Source organism: Micromonospora sp. DH13, assembly GCF_020873825.1.
GTDB lineage: Bacteria > Actinomycetota > Actinomycetes > Mycobacteriales > Micromonosporaceae > Micromonospora > Micromonospora haikouensis.
This window is the reverse complement of record NZ_JAHWGR010000013.1, coordinates 38,263-53,540: the sequence shown is the minus strand read 5'-3', so window position 1 is coordinate 53,540 and position 15,278 is coordinate 38,263. Positions and strand designations below refer to the sequence as shown.

Sequence of the window (15,278 nt, the reverse complement as noted above, 5' to 3'; positions counted from 1 at the left end):
CGGACCGTGCCGTCTCGGGGTGCTGGCTGCCTCCCGGGACGGGCGGGGCTTGTTTCGTTGGGGCCTTCAGGCCTTTCAGTTTCTTCGGACACCGGTGACCCGAAGAAGGTCTACGTACTCCCCTCCGCGTTCGACTCAACGCTCAGCAGGGGCGGGAGTGACGGACGTTGCGACGGAAACGCGGGCGCCGCCCCAGGGGTCGCCGGTCGCCGTGACTATTCCCTCACCGTCTTGCCACACGGTTTGTACGTTGACATTCGGGTCGAATCCTGCTTCCCGCACCCGCAAAACGTCTCATATTCCTTGTAACGGACACGTTTGGCGAAATGCAGCGACGCGCTTGTCGCTAGTTGCAATTTGCACCATGCAACGCCGTGTGACATTGCCCACGATCGAAGGGTCGTGCCGTGGCGGTGACCTGTCATCATGCGCCGCCAGGCAATCGACGTCCGCGACGCCGCCTTGTCCACATTCGACTGCACTACCCAGGGCGCTGCGCCAGCCCGGCGAGTGCCAGCGGGCGTTGCGGCAGAGGGTAAGGACCGGGTGAGAGCCCGCCGAGAGCGGGCCGACGGCCAGCTCGCCGCTCTCTCCCGCCGCGCCAGTGGTCTCCTCGACTGAGGGCCCGGACCGGCTAGGCGGCGTAGGCGACTGCTGGCAGTGCAGCCGACGTCGAAGGTGAGCCCAACACTTGCTGACGACCCCGGGGGAGACTGTCGCCCCCCGGTGTCGCCTACTGCAGCCGGGCGAGGGTGGGTCGAGGTCGACGTCCAGGATTCGCGCCGTGAACCCGTCCGTGTCGGGGACATACGAGCACCCGTGGAGCACCCGTCGGCCCCGATGGGGTCCTGGTGGCCGTGAGGACGCCCCGGTAGCTTCAGTGGTGTCTGTCTTCGATCGGAAAGTCGGCCTCGTGTCGCATATCGAGAAGATCACCGGTGAGTTGCGTGCGCTGATGACGGGCGTCGAGCGTGCGCAGGGTCTGATGGCCGCTGCCCGAAACCAGGCGCAGGAAGTGGCGCTGCGGGCCGCGGGTGCCGGCTTCGTCGCGGTAGCGGCGGGCATGACCCGGGTCGGCAGCACCATCACGGAAATCCAGGGCGGCCTGGGCAGCCTTTCCGGTTCGATCGGGGAGGCGACGAAGGCGACTGCGGCCGTCCCGCACGAAGCCACCCCGCAGGAGACGATCGCCGGGCTGACTCCCGTGCTGGCCGCCGTGGACAGCGCCCGCGACGCCACGACCGGCATCATCACCCAGGTCGGTGAGGCACAGCAACTCGTTGCGATGATCCTCCAGGGTGGACAGCCCGGCCCACTGCTCCAGGCCTTGGACGGCATCAAGCAGGTCCTGGTCCTGGTGGTCCAGCGCACCGGCATCGCACGTCAGCACGTCGAGGCGGCGATCGCCGAGGCGCGACAGCTCGGCTCCTCGGGAAACTGACCGGGGCTGGCGGTCCCGCACCGACCAGCCCGCCCCCGTCCGCCACCAGCGTCCCGGCTGGTCCAGCTACCAGCCTCGACGGTGACACCTCCGCTGGGCGTGGCCCCACCCCGTGGGCCAGGCAACCCACCGGCGTCCCCGGCGGATCACCAACCGGACCACGAACGCGGATCCCGCCGCAGGAGGACGAGAGCGTGCGGCGGTCGCTGGAGTTGGAGAACGCGTGCGCCGACACGGTCGCGGAGCGGGGCTACCGGGTCCACCAGAACCCGACTAAGCGGGAGATCGCCGAGGCGCGGCTGAACACCGGCGACGTCGGAAAGCCAGACAAGGACCCCGACTATCTGATCGAAGGCCACGTCTTCGACTGCTACGCACCGAATCCGGCGAAGGCCGTGCGCGGCATCTGGACGGAGGTGTCGGGAAAGGTGGCCAGCCAGCAGACCCAACGGGTGGTGCTGAACCTGCGGGACTGGCGCGGTGACCTAACCGCTCTCCAGAAGCAGTTCGACGACTGGCCGATCCACCAGCTCAAAGAGCTCGCTGCGGTGACCCGCGGCGGTGAGATCATTCAACTCATACGGCGAGACTGAGAAGGCGGGCGGCACGTGGCTATCGAGTACCGATTGACGCTGGCGGGAGACATGCCGCTGGAACGGGTGGCCGAACTCGTCACGCCGGAAGGATTCGAGGAGTCGGCCCTGCCCGGCTATCCACGGCTGCTCGGCGCGGACCTTCAGGACACGTCTGGGTACACGGTCAGCATCTACGGCGGCAGCGACGGCTACTTCGACGCCGAAGACGACGACGGCACCCAGTGGGAGTGGGAACCCGACCGGCATGTGAACCTCGTTTTCCACATGCCAAAGGACGACCCGTCCGGTAGGTCGGTGCCCGACATGGTGAGGGCCGTGGCCCGCGTGCTCGCCGGCCGGCCGGAGGACGCCGCGCTGGTATTGAACGGCAACTGGCTGCTCCTCACCCGCATCGCCGGCATCCTGCACAGACACCGTCACGCCTGGTGGGACAACTACGGCATCAACGACATCTTCCTGTAGCTGCGATACCGCAGCGCGAGCCAGAAGGGCGGGTAGCGCTGCCGATACCGACCGGAGCGGATGGCGGGCAGGATGGGCACGTGCGGATGCTGTTTTCCATCGGCAGCACCTGCACGATCTTCGGTGCGGCCACGTCTGCAGACGAGAGAGCCCCTCGGAAGGCGTGGGTTCGCTGGGATGGCGACCGACTGGTCCCCGCCGCAAGCAACGACGCAGACGGAAGCCTCGTCATCAGCCCGTCCCCACGAGGTTGGCTGCTGACCACGACCCTTGCCACCGCCCGGCTCCCAGGTGGTGGCCGGGTCGGACCATGGGCACCTGAGGTCTTCCGGCTCAGCGACGAGATCCTCGGCACCAACTCGGCCGCCTCGCGCCGCCATTTGGGACCCGGTCCCGCACCTGTCTGTCGGAAGCACGATTCAGTGCGGAGTTAGCTCGGTAGTAGACCTGCCGTCCGGCGAGCACACGTGGTGAGGCCGAGGATCGGTTACATGCGGTCCGGGGTGGTGATGCCCAGCAGGTGCAGGCATTGGTGCAGGACTCGGGCGGTGAGGTCACACAGGGCCAGCTGGCTGTCGCGTACTTCGCTGGCCGCGCGCAGGACCGGGCAGTGCTCGTAGAAGCCGCTGAAGGTGGCCGCGAGGGTGTGCAGGTATCCGGCGAGCCGGTGGAACTCCAGGCTCTGCTCGACGTCGGCGACGACGGCGCCGAAGTTGACCAGTTCGAGGGCGAGGGCGTGCTCGGCCGGGTGCGTGATCGAGATCGGTGCCACGGTGGGCTGCCCGATCCCGGCGCGGCGGAAGATGGACCGGATCCGGGCGTGGGCGTACTGGAGGTACGGGGCGGTGTTGCCGTCGAGGGAGAGCATCCGCTGCCAGTCGAAGACGTAGTCCTTGGATCCGGTCGGTGGACAGGTCGGGGTACTTGATGGCGCCGATGCCGACCGCGCGGGCGACGTCGGCGATGGCCGCCTCGGGCAGGTCGGCCGAGCTGGTCGTAGACGGTCAGGAAGTGCTTCTCCGACTCGGCGGCCAGCAGCCGCCACAACCGTAGGGCCAGCTCGTCGCCGCCTCGTCTGACAAGGTGCTGCCAAGCTTCGCCGTGAGCTGCAAGCCTGCTCGGGGGCACCTCGGAGGACTTGGCGCTGTTGAAGTCGTCGCCCAGGTACCGCGGAACGATGTGCCAGTGGAAACGCGGGATGTCTCGGGAGAGCGGCCAGCATGGGGCCGCCTCCTCGGGCGACACGTCGGCGATGCCGCTGACGCGAACTGCCGGGACGAGGAGCATGTGACCCCGGCCGGCCGTACCGAGCCGCGGCTCGCAGGCGGACCCCGACCGCGAGGAGGCATTCGGGTAATCTGTGGCTCAGCGGGCCGTTAGCTCAATGGCAGAGCTGAGGACTTTTAATCCTTAGGTTCTGGGTTCGAGTCCCAGGCGGCCCACCGTTGAGCTCGGAGAACATCCCGCCGTCACCTCATGTCGCAGCCCTTCGCACGAGCATTGTCGGGTTTCTGGGCCTTGTTGTACGGGCGGCGGCGAGCACTCGCCCGGTTGGTGGCTACGGGGGCACGCGGTGCGCCGCCGCCAGCCTGGGCGGGCCTGGTGCTGCCAAAGGCCGTACATGCGCGTTGGGTATTCGAGGATCGCAGGTGGCATCCGGTCGCTTGATCGAGGACAGGGACCGCGCTCGACCACCGGGCCTCAACGTCGCCCCTGTCGACGTCGCGTTCGATCGTGCCGCAGCGGGCTGCGGGCGATGCAGACGCGGTAGGAAGGCCGGCAGCTTCGTCAGCGAGACCGGTGCCCGTACTCCCTGGGCCGTGGCGCCGGTCGCCGACGATGGCGGGGGTGGCCTCTCTCGGTCGGAACCGGGCGTCGTCTCGCCATGCCGGCGAGAAGCCGGGCTGGGTAGCTCGATAGAGGGTGTGCGCTGCCGGCCACGGCCGGCAGCGCACACGTAACGCAATCGCTGCAACTGCGTTAAGTAGTCGACAGCTTTCAGAACGTTATTGAGTTCATCAGCAGATCCATAACATGTGCCCCAGTGGAAGTGACCCACTTGTACCAGAATGATGAATACACTAGGACTGTCTCCGTATCGGGCATGTGCAGAGTGAAGCTAGGTGCTAACTCCGAGTGAAGTACCGATAACTTGGTGGCGAGGCCTGCAATGGCCAGCGCTGCCAGCATTGCTTGGATCATGAGGGGGGACGTTATCGCCTCGGGGGCGGTAAGTCGATCTGTCGGGAGGTGGGCGGCCGTCTGTCCGAAATGATCGCAAAGCGTCGTTTGTGTGCTATGCCGTATTTCTTGGTTCGTGCGATTCTGTTGGGAAATGAATAAAATCTGCTGCTTTGTGGTGCTTGTCGAAGGCTCGGAGCTGTTGACTGAATGCGTTAGGCTGATCGAAACCTGAAACGCCAAACGTCTATGTGAATCCTGATTCGGGGGGCGCGTGTGGAGGATCAGGTAGTCCTTGCTGTCGCCACGGCGCTGTCGACCAAGGGGGCGGAGGCGCTCGCGGCCGGTGCCCGCAGTGCGATCGGCTCGCTGTTCCAACTGGTCCGTGCCCGGTTCGGGGCGGGAACGCAGGAATCGGCTGTTCTTGAAGCCGCGATCGAGCACCCACAGGAGCGTTGGCGACAGGCCGCTCTTGCCTCGGCGTTGGCTGACGTGATGGCTCGGGACCCCGACTTCGCCACCGCCCTCGACGAAGAGTGGCGCAGGTTGTCGAGGACGGGCGTCGTCGCTGTTCAGGGTCAGGTGGTGAACCACTTCAGCGGGACGGCTGAGAGGGTCGTTCAGGCGCGTGACGTGCAGGGAGACATCATCTTCTAGGGCCTGCCGGAATGGGGCGCGCCGCGAGGCGTATGGGGGTGCGGCGATTGGGGACAGATTTCCGCGGGGCCGGGGACAAGGTGCCGTTCGCCGCGTCGAACGAGCAGTCGGGTCATGTGTCCGGGTCGAGCATCCAGGCTGGCGTAATTCACGGCGGTGTGCATTTCAACGGCGTTCCCGCTGATCGTTATCCGATTCCCCGGCAACTGCCTGCCCCGTCGCCGAACTTTTCCGCTCGGCTGAGTGAGTTGTCAGCACTGGACGGCCTTCTCGCTGAGGGCGGAAACAGCGTCGCGGTGCTGTGCGGGCCCGGCGGCGTGGGCAAGTCGGCGCTGGCGAGACAATGGGCCCACGGCAGGCGGAACCAATTCGTGGATGGTCAGCTCTATGCCGATCTGCGGGGTTTCAGCGGCGACCGGCCGCTGGACCCGGGGGTCGCGCTGGCGGCCTTCCTCCGGGCCCTCGGGGTGGCGCCGGACCGCATCCCTGTGGACCTCGCCGAGCAGGTCGCCCTCTATCGCTCGGTGACCGCGAACAGGTCCCTGCTGGTGCTGCTCGACGACGCGTTCTCGGCAGGCCAGGTCAGGCACCTGCTGCCGGCCTCGACGTCCACGGCGGTGGTGGTGACCAGCCGGCGTCGGTTGACCGGTTTGTTGCCCGACGGGGCGCGCCTGTTCGACGTGGGTCCGTTGCCGACCACGCAGGCGGTGGAGTTGCTGGGGCGGGCGGTGGGCCCCGAGCGGATCCTGCGGGAGTCCGGGCCGGCCGAGGAACTGGCGGGGATCTGCGGCGGGTTGCCCATCGCGCTCGTCGTGGCGGCGGGCCGGCTGGTCTCCCGTCCCAAGCTGACACTCCGGCGGATGGTCGCGGAGCTGGCCGACGAGGCGCAGCGGCTGGCCCGGCTCTCGACGGTGGACGGTTTGTCGGTCAGGACGACGTTCCAGTTCTCGTACCAGGCGCTGACGCCGGAGGCTTCGGTGTTGTACCGCAGGCTAGCCCTGCACCCGGGGACGGAGTTCGGGGTGGACCTGGTCGCGGCGGTGGTCGGCGCGGGGGCCGGCGGCGCCGCCCAGGTGGCGGCGTTGGTGGGTGAGCTGTTGGACGCGAGCCTGCTGGACGAGGTGTCCGAGGACCGCTTCCGGATCCACGACATCCTTCGGCTCTGCGCCCGCGAGGTGTCGGAGCAGCGCGACCCGGAGGCCGACCGGCAGGCGGTGGTACGCACGATGCTGGAGTTCTACCTCGCCGCCGCGCGCCGGGCCGACCTGGTGGTGACCCCCTACCGGCGGCGGCTGCCGTACACCTTCCTGCGGCCCCTGGAGGGGCCACCCGAGTTCGCCGACCGCGCCGCCGCCCTCGCCTGGCTGGATCAGGAGCGGGGCAACCTGATGGCGGCCGGCCGGGTCGCCTTCGGCCTGGGGCACCACGAGCTGGCCTGGCAGCTCAGCGACGTGATGTGGCCCCTGCTCCTCTACGTGAAGAGCTACCGGGACCGACTCGAGATCGATGATCTTGGCGTGCGGGCGGCCCGCGTCTGGGGAAACGTGTGGGCCGAGGCGGACATGCTCAAGCGGCTGGCCCGGGCCTGCAGCCGGGTCGGCGCCTACGACGCGGCTGAGCAGCACGGGCGGGCGGCGGTCGACCGGTACCGCCAGGCGGGCGACGCCCAGGGGGTCGTCGACGCCGAGGAGGGCCTGGCCACCCTCTACGCCGACACCGGCCAGGAAGAACAGGCGGCGGAGGCGTACGCCCGGGTGCTCGCCGGGCGGCGGGCACTGCCGGACGTACGGAGCGTGGGCCTGTCCTGCCTCAACCTGGGCATGCTGCTGACCAGGACCGGTCGACCCGCCGACGCGCTACCGCTGTTGGTGGAGGCCGGGGAGGTTTTCGCCGGGCTGTCCGAGGTCGACCCGTACAACGCCGCGCGGGTGCTGTCCGGGCTGGCCGACGCCCACCTCGGGCTCGGTGACCTGGCCGCCGCAGAGAGCTGTGCCGCCGAGGCGGTGCGCCGGATGGCCGACCTCGGGTCGGACAGTGAGCGGGCAGAGGCGGTGGTGCTGCTCGGCCGCATCGCCCGGCGGCGCGGCGACGACGAGGCCGCACGGCAGCAGTATCGGGAGGCGGCCGACGTCTTCACCCGGATCGGCTCTCCCCGGCTGCCCGACGTGCTCCGCCTGCTCGACGAGGCGGGCGGCGGCGCGGGCGAGCCATAGCGCGTCCGTTAGGGTCCGCCAGTGGTGGAGGGTTCCGGCGATCCAGCGGGTGTGCAGCAGCCCCGCCGTCACGGCGAGTAGGCCGACGGTCAGCAGGCCGGGCGGGGTCACCTGGCCGAGATCCAGCGGCGGGCCGTTGCGTACGCCGACGGTGATGTCGCCCGCCGGGGTGCCGACGACGGCGAGGGCGATCCCGGGGCAGGCCGTGAGCAGGCTCGCGCCGACCCGGGTCGGATCGCCGCCGGTGATGGTCACCACGACGTCGGCGAGCCGTGCCGCGCGGGGCAGTGGGCCACCCGGCAGCAGCGCGACGACGACGGGCTCGGCGGCGGCGCTCATGCCCGGCCGTCCAGCGGAGCCGGCATCGGCACCGGGGAAGTCTGCCGGTGCCGGCCCGGCTCGGCAAGCTGGAGCAGCCGGTACATGGTGCGCCGCAACAGCACGCCGGCTTCCCCCGGTCGGGCGGTCAGGGCCGCCATCACCGCCTGCGGGTCGATCGTTGCGGCCAGGGCGAGCTGGGGTGGCAGCGGCCGGTGCGGGTCCAGGTGGGTCGCGTTGGTGGCGAGCAGGTGCTGGGCCGTGCCGGCGGCGGGCATCGACCGGGGGGCGGGCAGCAGCAGGGCCGGGCGTCCGATGGCGGCGGCGTAGGCGGTGACGGAGCCGTGGTCGCCGATGACGTGGTCGGCGGCGACCACGGGCCCGCGCCAGTCGACGGTCGGATCGGGCAGCAGCAGCCCGCCCTCGCGGCAGTCCCGGAGCCAGGCGCGGATCTGGCGGTGCCCGTGCGCGTCCCACACCGCCGGGTGCAGCAGCGCGGCGATCCGGTACCGCTGCTCCGGAAGCTGAGTCATCAGCTGCGGTAGCAGGTCCGGCCAGCGTCCGAAGACGCCGTCCCGCCCCCAGGTAGAGGAGACGACGACGAGTTCCTGCTGGTCGTCCAGACCCAGTTCCCGCCGGTAGTTCCAGCGGTGGGGGAGGCTGGCGACGAGCCGGTCGACGCAGGGGTCGCCGACGACCACCGCGGCCTCGACCGCCTCTGGGCACTGTTGGCGCAGCACCTCCAGCTCGCCGTCGTGGGAGAGGGCGATCGCCGTCGGGAGCACCCGCCCGCCGTGGGTCAGCCGCTGGGCGTCGAGCCCGTACACGGGCGGCTCCGCGAGCACCGGTCCGCCGTACGACGCTGGTCGCACCCGCTTGCTGTGCCCCGCCCCGTGGGCCATCAGCAGCAGGGGCGCGTGCAGCTGGTGCAGCCCGCCGTAGGCGGCGGCGAGGCCGAGGTCGAACTGCTCCCGGACGGCCTGGTGCCAGGGGAGCACGAGCGCGCCGAGCCGGTCGAGGAACCGCCTCACGTGCGGGTTGAAGACGTCCGGCGCCACCGTGAAGACCAGCTGGACCCGAGGGTCGCTCTCGACGTACTCGATCACGTCCAGCAGCCGCTGGCAGCTCGTGATGGTGTGGGCGACGACGAGCACCGTACGACAGCCCGACCGGCTCACCCAACGGCTGGCGTCGATGCCGATCGGGCTGGCCGACCATTCCAATGACGTCATTTTGCGTCCCTTCCGGCGTTCTGTGCGGATGGGAATCAGCGTCGAGTGGGCGGCTGCGGATCACCTTGCCGGTCGCCTTGCAGTGGGCTTGCAGGGCGCTGGGAAGTGGAATGTCCGATCTTGGACTCTGCGGAGAAAGGTTTGTGACTATCAGCCTGTCGGATCAAGAATAAATAGGTGAACGTCGATCAAGATCTAGTGGGGGGCGAGAGCTGATGGAGTTCACGATTCTGGGTCCCACCGAACTCACGGTCGGGGGGCGGGCGATCCCGCTGGGGGCGGCGAAACAGCGCGGCCTGCTCGCTGTCCTGCTCTACCACGCCGGCGATCCCGTGCGGGTCGAGACGATCGTGGAGTTCCTGTGGCATGATTCCGCTGTCCATGCCCGCCGACCGCTGCTCTACACGCTGGCCAGCAGGTTGAGGTCGGCCTTGCGGCTGGTCGGCCTTGAGGATGCCCTGGTGCGGGTGCCCGGCGCCGACGCCTACCGGCTGGCGGTGGATCCGGAGCTGGTCGATTACCACCGGTTCCTGCGATTGACCGCCGAGGCGCGGCAGGCAATTGGCCAGCATCATCATGATCGGGGAATTGATCTGCTCACCAGGGCAATCGAGCTGTGGCGGGATGATCCGCTCGCCGAGCTGCGCGGCGCGCGTGGTGAACACCTCCGGCGGGATATGCGGGAGAAGCAATTCAGGGCGGAGAAACTTCTGGCGGAGAGCGAGTTGGCCATCGGCCTACACGAGCGGGTGTTGACCCGGCTCGAACCGTTGCTGATCGAGAACCAACTCGACGAGGGGCTGGCCCGATTGTGGGCCACGGCACTGCACGCGGCCGGTCGTACCCACGATGCGCGGGATTTTGTCGCTGCCTACCGGCGACGCTATCGCCGGGCGATGCGAACTGATCCGGTGCTGGACCTGGCGGCTCTCCAGGCCGGCGTGCCGGTGAGGAGCCAACTCGCCGGCACGGACGGAACCGTGCCGACGCCCCGGCAGCTGCCGCATGACGTACCCGATTACACCGGGCACACCGCACTGCTCGACGAGCTGGACGCTCTCGCCGCCGGCGACGGCATCGCGAAGGTGGTCGTGCTGACCGGGATGCCGGGGGTGGGCAAGACGACCCTCGCCGGGCACTGGGGGCATCGCCGGCGGGGCTGGTTCCCGGACGGGCAGCTCTACCTGAACGCGGAGGCGCACGGACCGGCCCCGCCGGTCCGCCCGCAGGAGGCGCTGCACCGCTTCCTCGTCGCCCTCGGCGTCCCGGCCGAGCGGGTGCCCGCCGAGGCCGAACGACGCCTCGAGCTGTACCACCGGCTGATGAGCGGGCGGCGGATGCTCGTCGTGCTGGACAACGTCGTCGACTCCGACCAGGCGCGGCAGCTTCTGCCCCGCTCCGAGACCAGTTTCACGGTCGTGATCAGCCGCGACCGGCTCCCCGGACTGAGCGTCCGGCACGGCATCCGCAGCCTCACCGTCGCACCGCTGTCGCACCTCGAACGACAGCGCATGCTCGGCCGCATCGTCGGAGCAGGACGCACCGGCGCGGAGCCCGGGGCGCTGGAGACGCTGGCCAGACTGTCGGGCGGCCTGCCGCTCGCGCTGCGGGTGATCGGCGAGCATGTGGGTTCCCGGCCCGACCGGCGGCTCGGCGACCTGGCCGAGGAACTGGCCGGTCGGCTGCTCGACGTCGAGGGCGACGACACCGGCGAGATGACCCTGCGGACCGTCTTCGCCTGGTCGGTCAACGCGCTCGACCCGCTGCCCGCCCGGCTCTTCCTCGCGCTCGGCCTCTTCCCGGGCAGCACCATCGGGGCCGAGGCCGCCGCGGCGATGCTGGCGGTGGACGTCGCCGGAGCCGAGCGGGCCCTCGACCGGCTCGCCCGCGCCCACCTGGTCGACCACGACACCGTCCGCCGCTACCGGATGCACGACCTGTTGCGCCAGTACGCCGCCGACCGGGCCGGAGAGGACGTGCCACCCGAGCAGCGCCGCGCGGCGCTCCGTCGGCTGTTGAACTGGTACCTGCACACGGCCGTCACCGCCGTCGGTCTGCTGGCACCGGGCCGACCGGCCGTTCCCGACCTGCCCGAGCCGGGCGGGGTGACGCCGATAACGTTCGCCTCCGACTGTGCCGCCCTGCGCTGGTGCGAGGTGGAACGGACCAACCTGCCCGCCATGGTCCGTCGCGCGGCGGCCGAAGGCTTGCACCGGCACGCCTGGCAGATCGTCGACACCGTCCACGAGGTCTTCGACCGGTCCGGCGACCAGGAAGACACGCGGGAGATGTTGCGGATCGCCCTCGACACCGCGACTGCCGACGGTCATGACCTGGGCCGGGCCGGCACCCTCATCAACCTCGGCGCGAGCTACTTCACCACCCACGACTACCACCGCGCCGGCCGCCTCTTCACCGAGGCCCTGCGCCTCGCCCGGGAGAACGGGTGCGCCGAGATGCAGCGGGCCTGTCGGCACAACCTCGCCTCCGTACAACTGCGCACCGGGGCGACCCTCGCCGCCATCGACAGCTTCCACGAGGTGCTGACCGACTGCCGCGCGGTCGGGGAGGTCCCCGGGGAGGCGTACGCCCTCCATAACCTAGGCGATGCGCACCATCGGCTTGGGCTCCGCGACGAGGCGCGCGCGTTCTACCAGCAGGCTCTTGTCGTCTGGGACCGGGTCGGCTCGCTGCGTGGACGAAGCCTCACGCACGTCGGGCTCGCCGAACTCAGCCTCGACGCGGGCCAGCCTGAGGTCGCCCTTGCCCAGGGCCGCGTCGCACTCGGCCTGCACGACCGGGTCACCGACGACACCATCCGGTGCGACGCCCTCACCATCTCGGCCGAGGCACAGTTGCGCCTCGGCCGGCACCGCGATGCGCTGGCCGACGCCGCCCTGGCCCGGGCCGTCGGCGACGAACTGGCCGACCCGCTGCGGCAGGCGCGCGCCCTGGTCGTGTCGGCGGAGGCACTCAGCGCGGTCGGCGACCACGACGGCGCCCTCGTCCGGGGCCGGGAAGCCCTCGGTCTCCTCGACGACACGGACCACCCGCAGCAGCAGGTCGTGCGGGACCGACTCGCCACCTACCACGACCACCCGCAACGGAGGGAGGAACGGTCGGCGTGAGCTCGCGGCAGCCCGGATGCCGGCGATCGAGCGCTTCGACCCGGCCCGGCGACGTCCAGGCCGGGGAGCTACGCCGGCGGCAGCGGCTGCCGTACCGGTCGCCTGTTCACCCACCCGCCGGTGCGGAACCGGTCGGGTGGGGTCGGGAGGGCTCGGGGAACACCGCAGGCGTGCCGGTCACCGGATCGGGCACGATCCGGCAGCGCAGCCCGAACACGTCGGCGACGAGGGCCGGGGTGAGCACCGTCGACGGGTGACCGGTCTCGGCGACGTGGCCGTCGCGCAGCACCACCAGGTCGGTGGCGTAGCGGGCCGCCTGGTTGAGGTCGTGCAGGACGGCGACTACGGTCCGGCCGCCGGCGTGCAGGTCGGCGAGCAGGTCGAGGACCTCGTACTGGTGGGCGATGTCGAGGTAGGTGGTCGGTTCGTCGAGCAGCAGGATCGGGGTGTCCTGCGCCAGCAGCATGGCCAGCCAGGCGCGTTGCCGCTGACCACCGGAGAGTTCCGCGAGGACCCGGTCGCCGAATCCGGCGGTCCCGGTGACGTCCAGCGCCGCGCTGACCGCCCGTTCGTCCTGCGCCGTCCACCGGCTCAGCGGCGATCGGTGCGGGTGCCGTCCGCGCAGCACCAGGTCGGTGACGGTCATCCCGGCCGGTGCCTCGATGCCCTGGGGGAGCAGCCCGACGGTGCGGGCGTACTGCCGCCGGCTGTAGCCGCGGACGTCGCGGCCGAGGACGGCGACGCGGCCCTTGGTCGGTCGCAACACGCGGGCGACGGTGCGCAACAGGGTGGACTTGCCGCACCCGTTCGGTCCGATGAAGACGGTGAAGCTTCCCTCGGCGACCCGCAGGGAGACGTCGCGGCAGACGGTTCGGCGGTCGTAGCCGACGGTGACCGAGTCCAGCTCGATCGCGGGCGGGGCGGTCATGGTTGCCTCCGGGGCGGCGGGTGCGGTGCGGGACGGGGGCGGCTCACCTGGGCCTCCCCCGCCAGGTCCAGGCCAGGACGAGAGCGAGGTAGCCGCCGCCGAGGACGCCGGTGACCGCGCCGACGGGCAGTTGTTGCCCGGGGACGAGTCGTTGGGCCAGCTGGTCGGCGGCGAGCAGCAGGGCGGCGCCGAGCGCCGCGCTCGTGGTCACCAGGGGGGCAGCGACCCGGGTGAGCCGGCGGGCCAGGTGGGGGGCGGCCAGCGCGACGAAGCCGACCGGTCCGGCGCTGGCGACACCGACGGCGGTGAGCGCGACCGCCAGGGCCGTCGCGGTGAGGCGTTGCCGGCGTACGGGTACGCCGAGGCTCAGTGCCTTGTCCCCGCCGTTCTCGATGAGCCGCAGCCCCCGGGCCGCCAGCACGGAGAGCGGCAGCAGCGCGGCGAGCGCGCCGAGCAGCAGCGGCAGGTGGTGGCCGCTGCCGTTGAGGCTGCCGACGAGCCAGACGGCGGCGTTCTGCGCGTCGGTCACCTCGGCGCGGGTCAGCAGGTACGCGTTGACGGAGGTGAGCAGGGCGGACAGGCCGATTCCGACGAGGATGAGGCGCTGCCCGGTCCCACCGAGCAGCAGCGCCGCCGTGGCGACGGCGGCACCGCCGAGTACCGCGCCCACCGCCGGGGTGAGCCGGGTGTCGTGCAGGACCAGCAGGACGACGAGCGCGCCGGTGGCCGCGCCGACGGTGAAGCCGACGATGTCGGGGCTGCCGAGGGGGTTTCGGCTGGCGCTCTGGAAGAGGGCGCCGGCCGCGCCGAGGGCCGCCCCGACGGCGAGCGCGGTGCCGATCCGGGGCAGCCGCAGCTCGAACAGGACGAACCGCAGGCCGGGGTCGCCGCCCCCGGTCAGCGCCGGCCACAGGTCGTGCAGCGGGGTGGCGTACCGGCCGCTGGCCAGGGCGGCGACGGCCAGGCCGGCGCTGAGCGCGAGCACGACGACGCAGGTGAGGGTGGCGCGGCGGGTCTGCCGACGGAGCGTGCGTCGGCCCGGACCGCTGGTGGGGGCGGTGGTCATGGTCGGGGGATCCTCCGGGCGCGGACCAGGGCGATGAACACGGGGGCGCCGATGGCGCCCATGACGATCGCGACCTCGATCTCTCCGGGGCGGGCCAGGAGCCGGCCGAGCACGTCGGCGGTGATCAGCAGGATCGGGCCGAGCAGACCGCTGTAGGCGACGATCCACCCGAGCCGGGGGCCGCAGATCGCGCGGGCGGCATGGGGGACGGCGAGTCCGAGGAAGCCGATGGGGCCGGCCACGGCGGTCGCGCCGCCGCAGAGCAGGGTGGTGGCGACCAACGCGAGCAGCCGGGTGCGGCCGGGGTTGACGCCGAGGGCGGTGCCGCCGTCGTCGCCGAAGCGCAGCACGTCCAGCGGCCGGATCACGGCCACGGTGACGACCAGGCCGACGACCAGCGCGGGTGCGGCCGTGAGCAGGGCGGACAGCGGCTGGTCGGCGAGGCTGCCGACGGCCCAGAAGCGGTACCGGTCGAACGCGGTCTGGTCCAGCAGGGTGACTCCGGCGACGGCGCCGGTCAGGCAGGCGCCGACGGCCGCGCCGGCCAGGACCAGCCGGCCGTCCTCGGCCGTACCCGGGCCCCGGGTGCCGCCGATGACGGTGACCAGGCCGGCGGCGACGCCCGCGCCGAGCAGGGCGAGCAGGAGGTGACCGCGCTGGCCGGCCACCCCGGCGAGGATGCCGGCCACCACGGCGGCGGCGGCACCGGCGTTGACGCCCAGCAGCCCGGGGTCGGCGAGGGGGTTGCGGGTCAGCGCCTGCATGAGGACGCCGGCCAGCGCCAGGGCCGCTCCGACGCAGATCGCGATCGCCGTACGGGGTAACCGGACCTCCCAGACGATCAGGCTCGCCTCGCTGTCGCCGTGGGCGACGAGTTCCCGCAGCACGGTGCCGGGCGTCAGGGGCAGGGCGCCGACGACGAGGCTGGCCGCGATCGATGCCAGCAGGGCGAGGGCGCAGGCGAGCAGCCCGGCGGCGAGCAGGCGCGGGCGGCGTAAGCCGGTGGGGGTGGCGACCGACACTGTGACTCACTTCATGGTGGAACGTTCCATCGCT

General features: G+C 71.1%; 10 protein-coding genes, 1 tRNA gene and 1 pseudogene. 7 read left to right on the top strand and 5 right to left on the bottom strand.

All coding sequences use genetic code 11. From position 1 onward, the window contains the following. Nucleotides 1-913: 913 nt before the first annotated feature. From LPA42_RS14935 to LPA42_RS14925, 3 genes are all read left to right on the top strand, one after another. Nucleotides 914-1,441 (top strand): DUF6244 family protein, encoded by a 528-nt coding sequence (locus LPA42_RS14935; protein WP_043963713.1) that lies wholly within the window; start codon nucleotides 914-916, stop codon nucleotides 1,439-1,441. A 194-nt stretch (nucleotides 1,442-1,635) separates the two neighbouring features. Then, nucleotides 1,636-2,034 (top strand): hypothetical protein, encoded by a 399-nt coding sequence (locus LPA42_RS14930; RefSeq protein WP_077935563.1) that lies wholly within the window; start codon nucleotides 1,636-1,638, stop codon nucleotides 2,032-2,034. 15 nt (nucleotides 2,035-2,049) lie between these two features. Continuing rightward, nucleotides 2,050-2,499 carry a SitI3 family protein gene (locus LPA42_RS14925; protein ID WP_077935564.1) on the top strand — a complete coding sequence of 150 codons (450 nt, stop codon included), beginning with the start codon at nucleotides 2,050-2,052 and terminating at the stop codon, nucleotides 2,497-2,499. A gap of 487 nt (nucleotides 2,500-2,986) precedes the next feature. Here LPA42_RS14925 and argS read toward each other — a convergent pair. Next, nucleotides 2,987-3,464 (bottom strand): annotated as a pseudogene (argS, locus tag LPA42_RS14920) (arginine--tRNA ligase); the annotation flags it as partial. 405 nt (nucleotides 3,465-3,869) lie between these two features. Between argS and LPA42_RS14915 the strand changes: the two are divergent. The 3 genes from LPA42_RS14915 (at nucleotide 3,870) to LPA42_RS34445 (ending at nucleotide 7,550) form a co-directional block, all read left to right on the top strand. Then, nucleotides 3,870-3,941, top strand: a tRNA-Lys gene (locus tag LPA42_RS14915). A gap of 1,015 nt (nucleotides 3,942-4,956) precedes the next feature. Beyond that, entirely contained in the window at nucleotides 4,957-5,337 is a 381-nt protein-coding gene (locus LPA42_RS14910; protein WP_077935565.1) for a hypothetical protein, read from the top strand. Nucleotides 5,338-5,708: 371 nt separating this feature from the next. Further along, the gene (locus tag LPA42_RS34445) at nucleotides 5,709-7,550 is read left to right on the top strand and encodes a tetratricopeptide repeat protein (RefSeq protein WP_077935566.1); all 1,842 of its coding nucleotides are present in this window, start codon (nucleotides 5,709-5,711) and stop codon (nucleotides 7,548-7,550) included. Between the two features lie 335 nt (nucleotides 7,551-7,885). On the opposite strand, the gene LPA42_RS14900 is transcribed toward LPA42_RS34445, so the two are convergent. Next, nucleotides 7,886-9,100: a hypothetical protein gene (locus LPA42_RS14900; protein WP_144082515.1), complete on the bottom strand. Its 1,215-nt coding sequence runs from the start codon at nucleotides 9,098-9,100 to the stop codon at nucleotides 7,886-7,888. 215 nt (nucleotides 9,101-9,315) lie between these two features. Between LPA42_RS14900 and LPA42_RS14895 the strand changes: the two genes are divergently transcribed. Continuing rightward, entirely contained in the window at nucleotides 9,316-12,228 is a 2,913-nt protein-coding gene (locus tag LPA42_RS14895) for a tetratricopeptide repeat protein (RefSeq protein ID WP_077935568.1), read from the top strand. A 106-nt stretch (nucleotides 12,229-12,334) separates the two neighbouring features. On the opposite strand, the gene LPA42_RS14890 is transcribed toward LPA42_RS14895, so the two are convergent. The 3 genes from LPA42_RS14890 to LPA42_RS14880 are packed head-to-tail and all read right to left on the bottom strand — an operon-like array spanning nucleotide 12,335 to nucleotide 15,244. Continuing rightward, nucleotides 12,335-13,156, bottom strand: coding sequence for an ABC transporter ATP-binding protein (locus tag LPA42_RS14890; protein ID WP_077935569.1), 822 nt, complete (start codon nucleotides 13,154-13,156; stop codon nucleotides 12,335-12,337). Nucleotides 13,157-13,199: 43 nt separating this feature from the next. Continuing rightward, entirely contained in the window at nucleotides 13,200-14,222 is a 1,023-nt protein-coding gene (locus LPA42_RS14885) for an iron chelate uptake ABC transporter family permease subunit (protein ID WP_077935570.1), read from the bottom strand. Beyond that, a complete protein-coding gene (locus LPA42_RS14880; RefSeq protein WP_077935571.1) occupies nucleotides 14,219-15,244 on the bottom strand; it encodes an iron ABC transporter permease in 1,026 nt (341 codons plus the stop codon). The genes LPA42_RS14885 and LPA42_RS14880 overlap by 4 nt, the downstream gene beginning before the upstream one ends. Nucleotides 15,245-15,278: the final 34 nt, after the last annotated feature.

Excerpts from the sequence above, each read along its gene's own strand:
- LPA42_RS14900 (WP_144082515.1), bottom strand. The coding sequence starts at position 9,100 with ATGACGTCATTGGAATGGTCGGCCAGCCCGATCGGCATCGACGCCAGC.
- LPA42_RS14895 (WP_077935568.1), top strand. The coding sequence starts at position 9,316 with ATGGAGTTCACGATTCTGGGTCCCACCGAACTCACGGTCGGGGGGCGG.
- LPA42_RS14890 (WP_077935569.1), bottom strand. The coding sequence starts at position 13,156 with ATGACCGCCCCGCCCGCGATCGAGCTGGACTCGGTCACCGTCGGCTAC.
- LPA42_RS14885 (WP_077935570.1), bottom strand. The coding sequence starts at position 14,222 with ATGACCACCGCCCCCACCAGCGGTCCGGGCCGACGCACGCTCCGTCGG.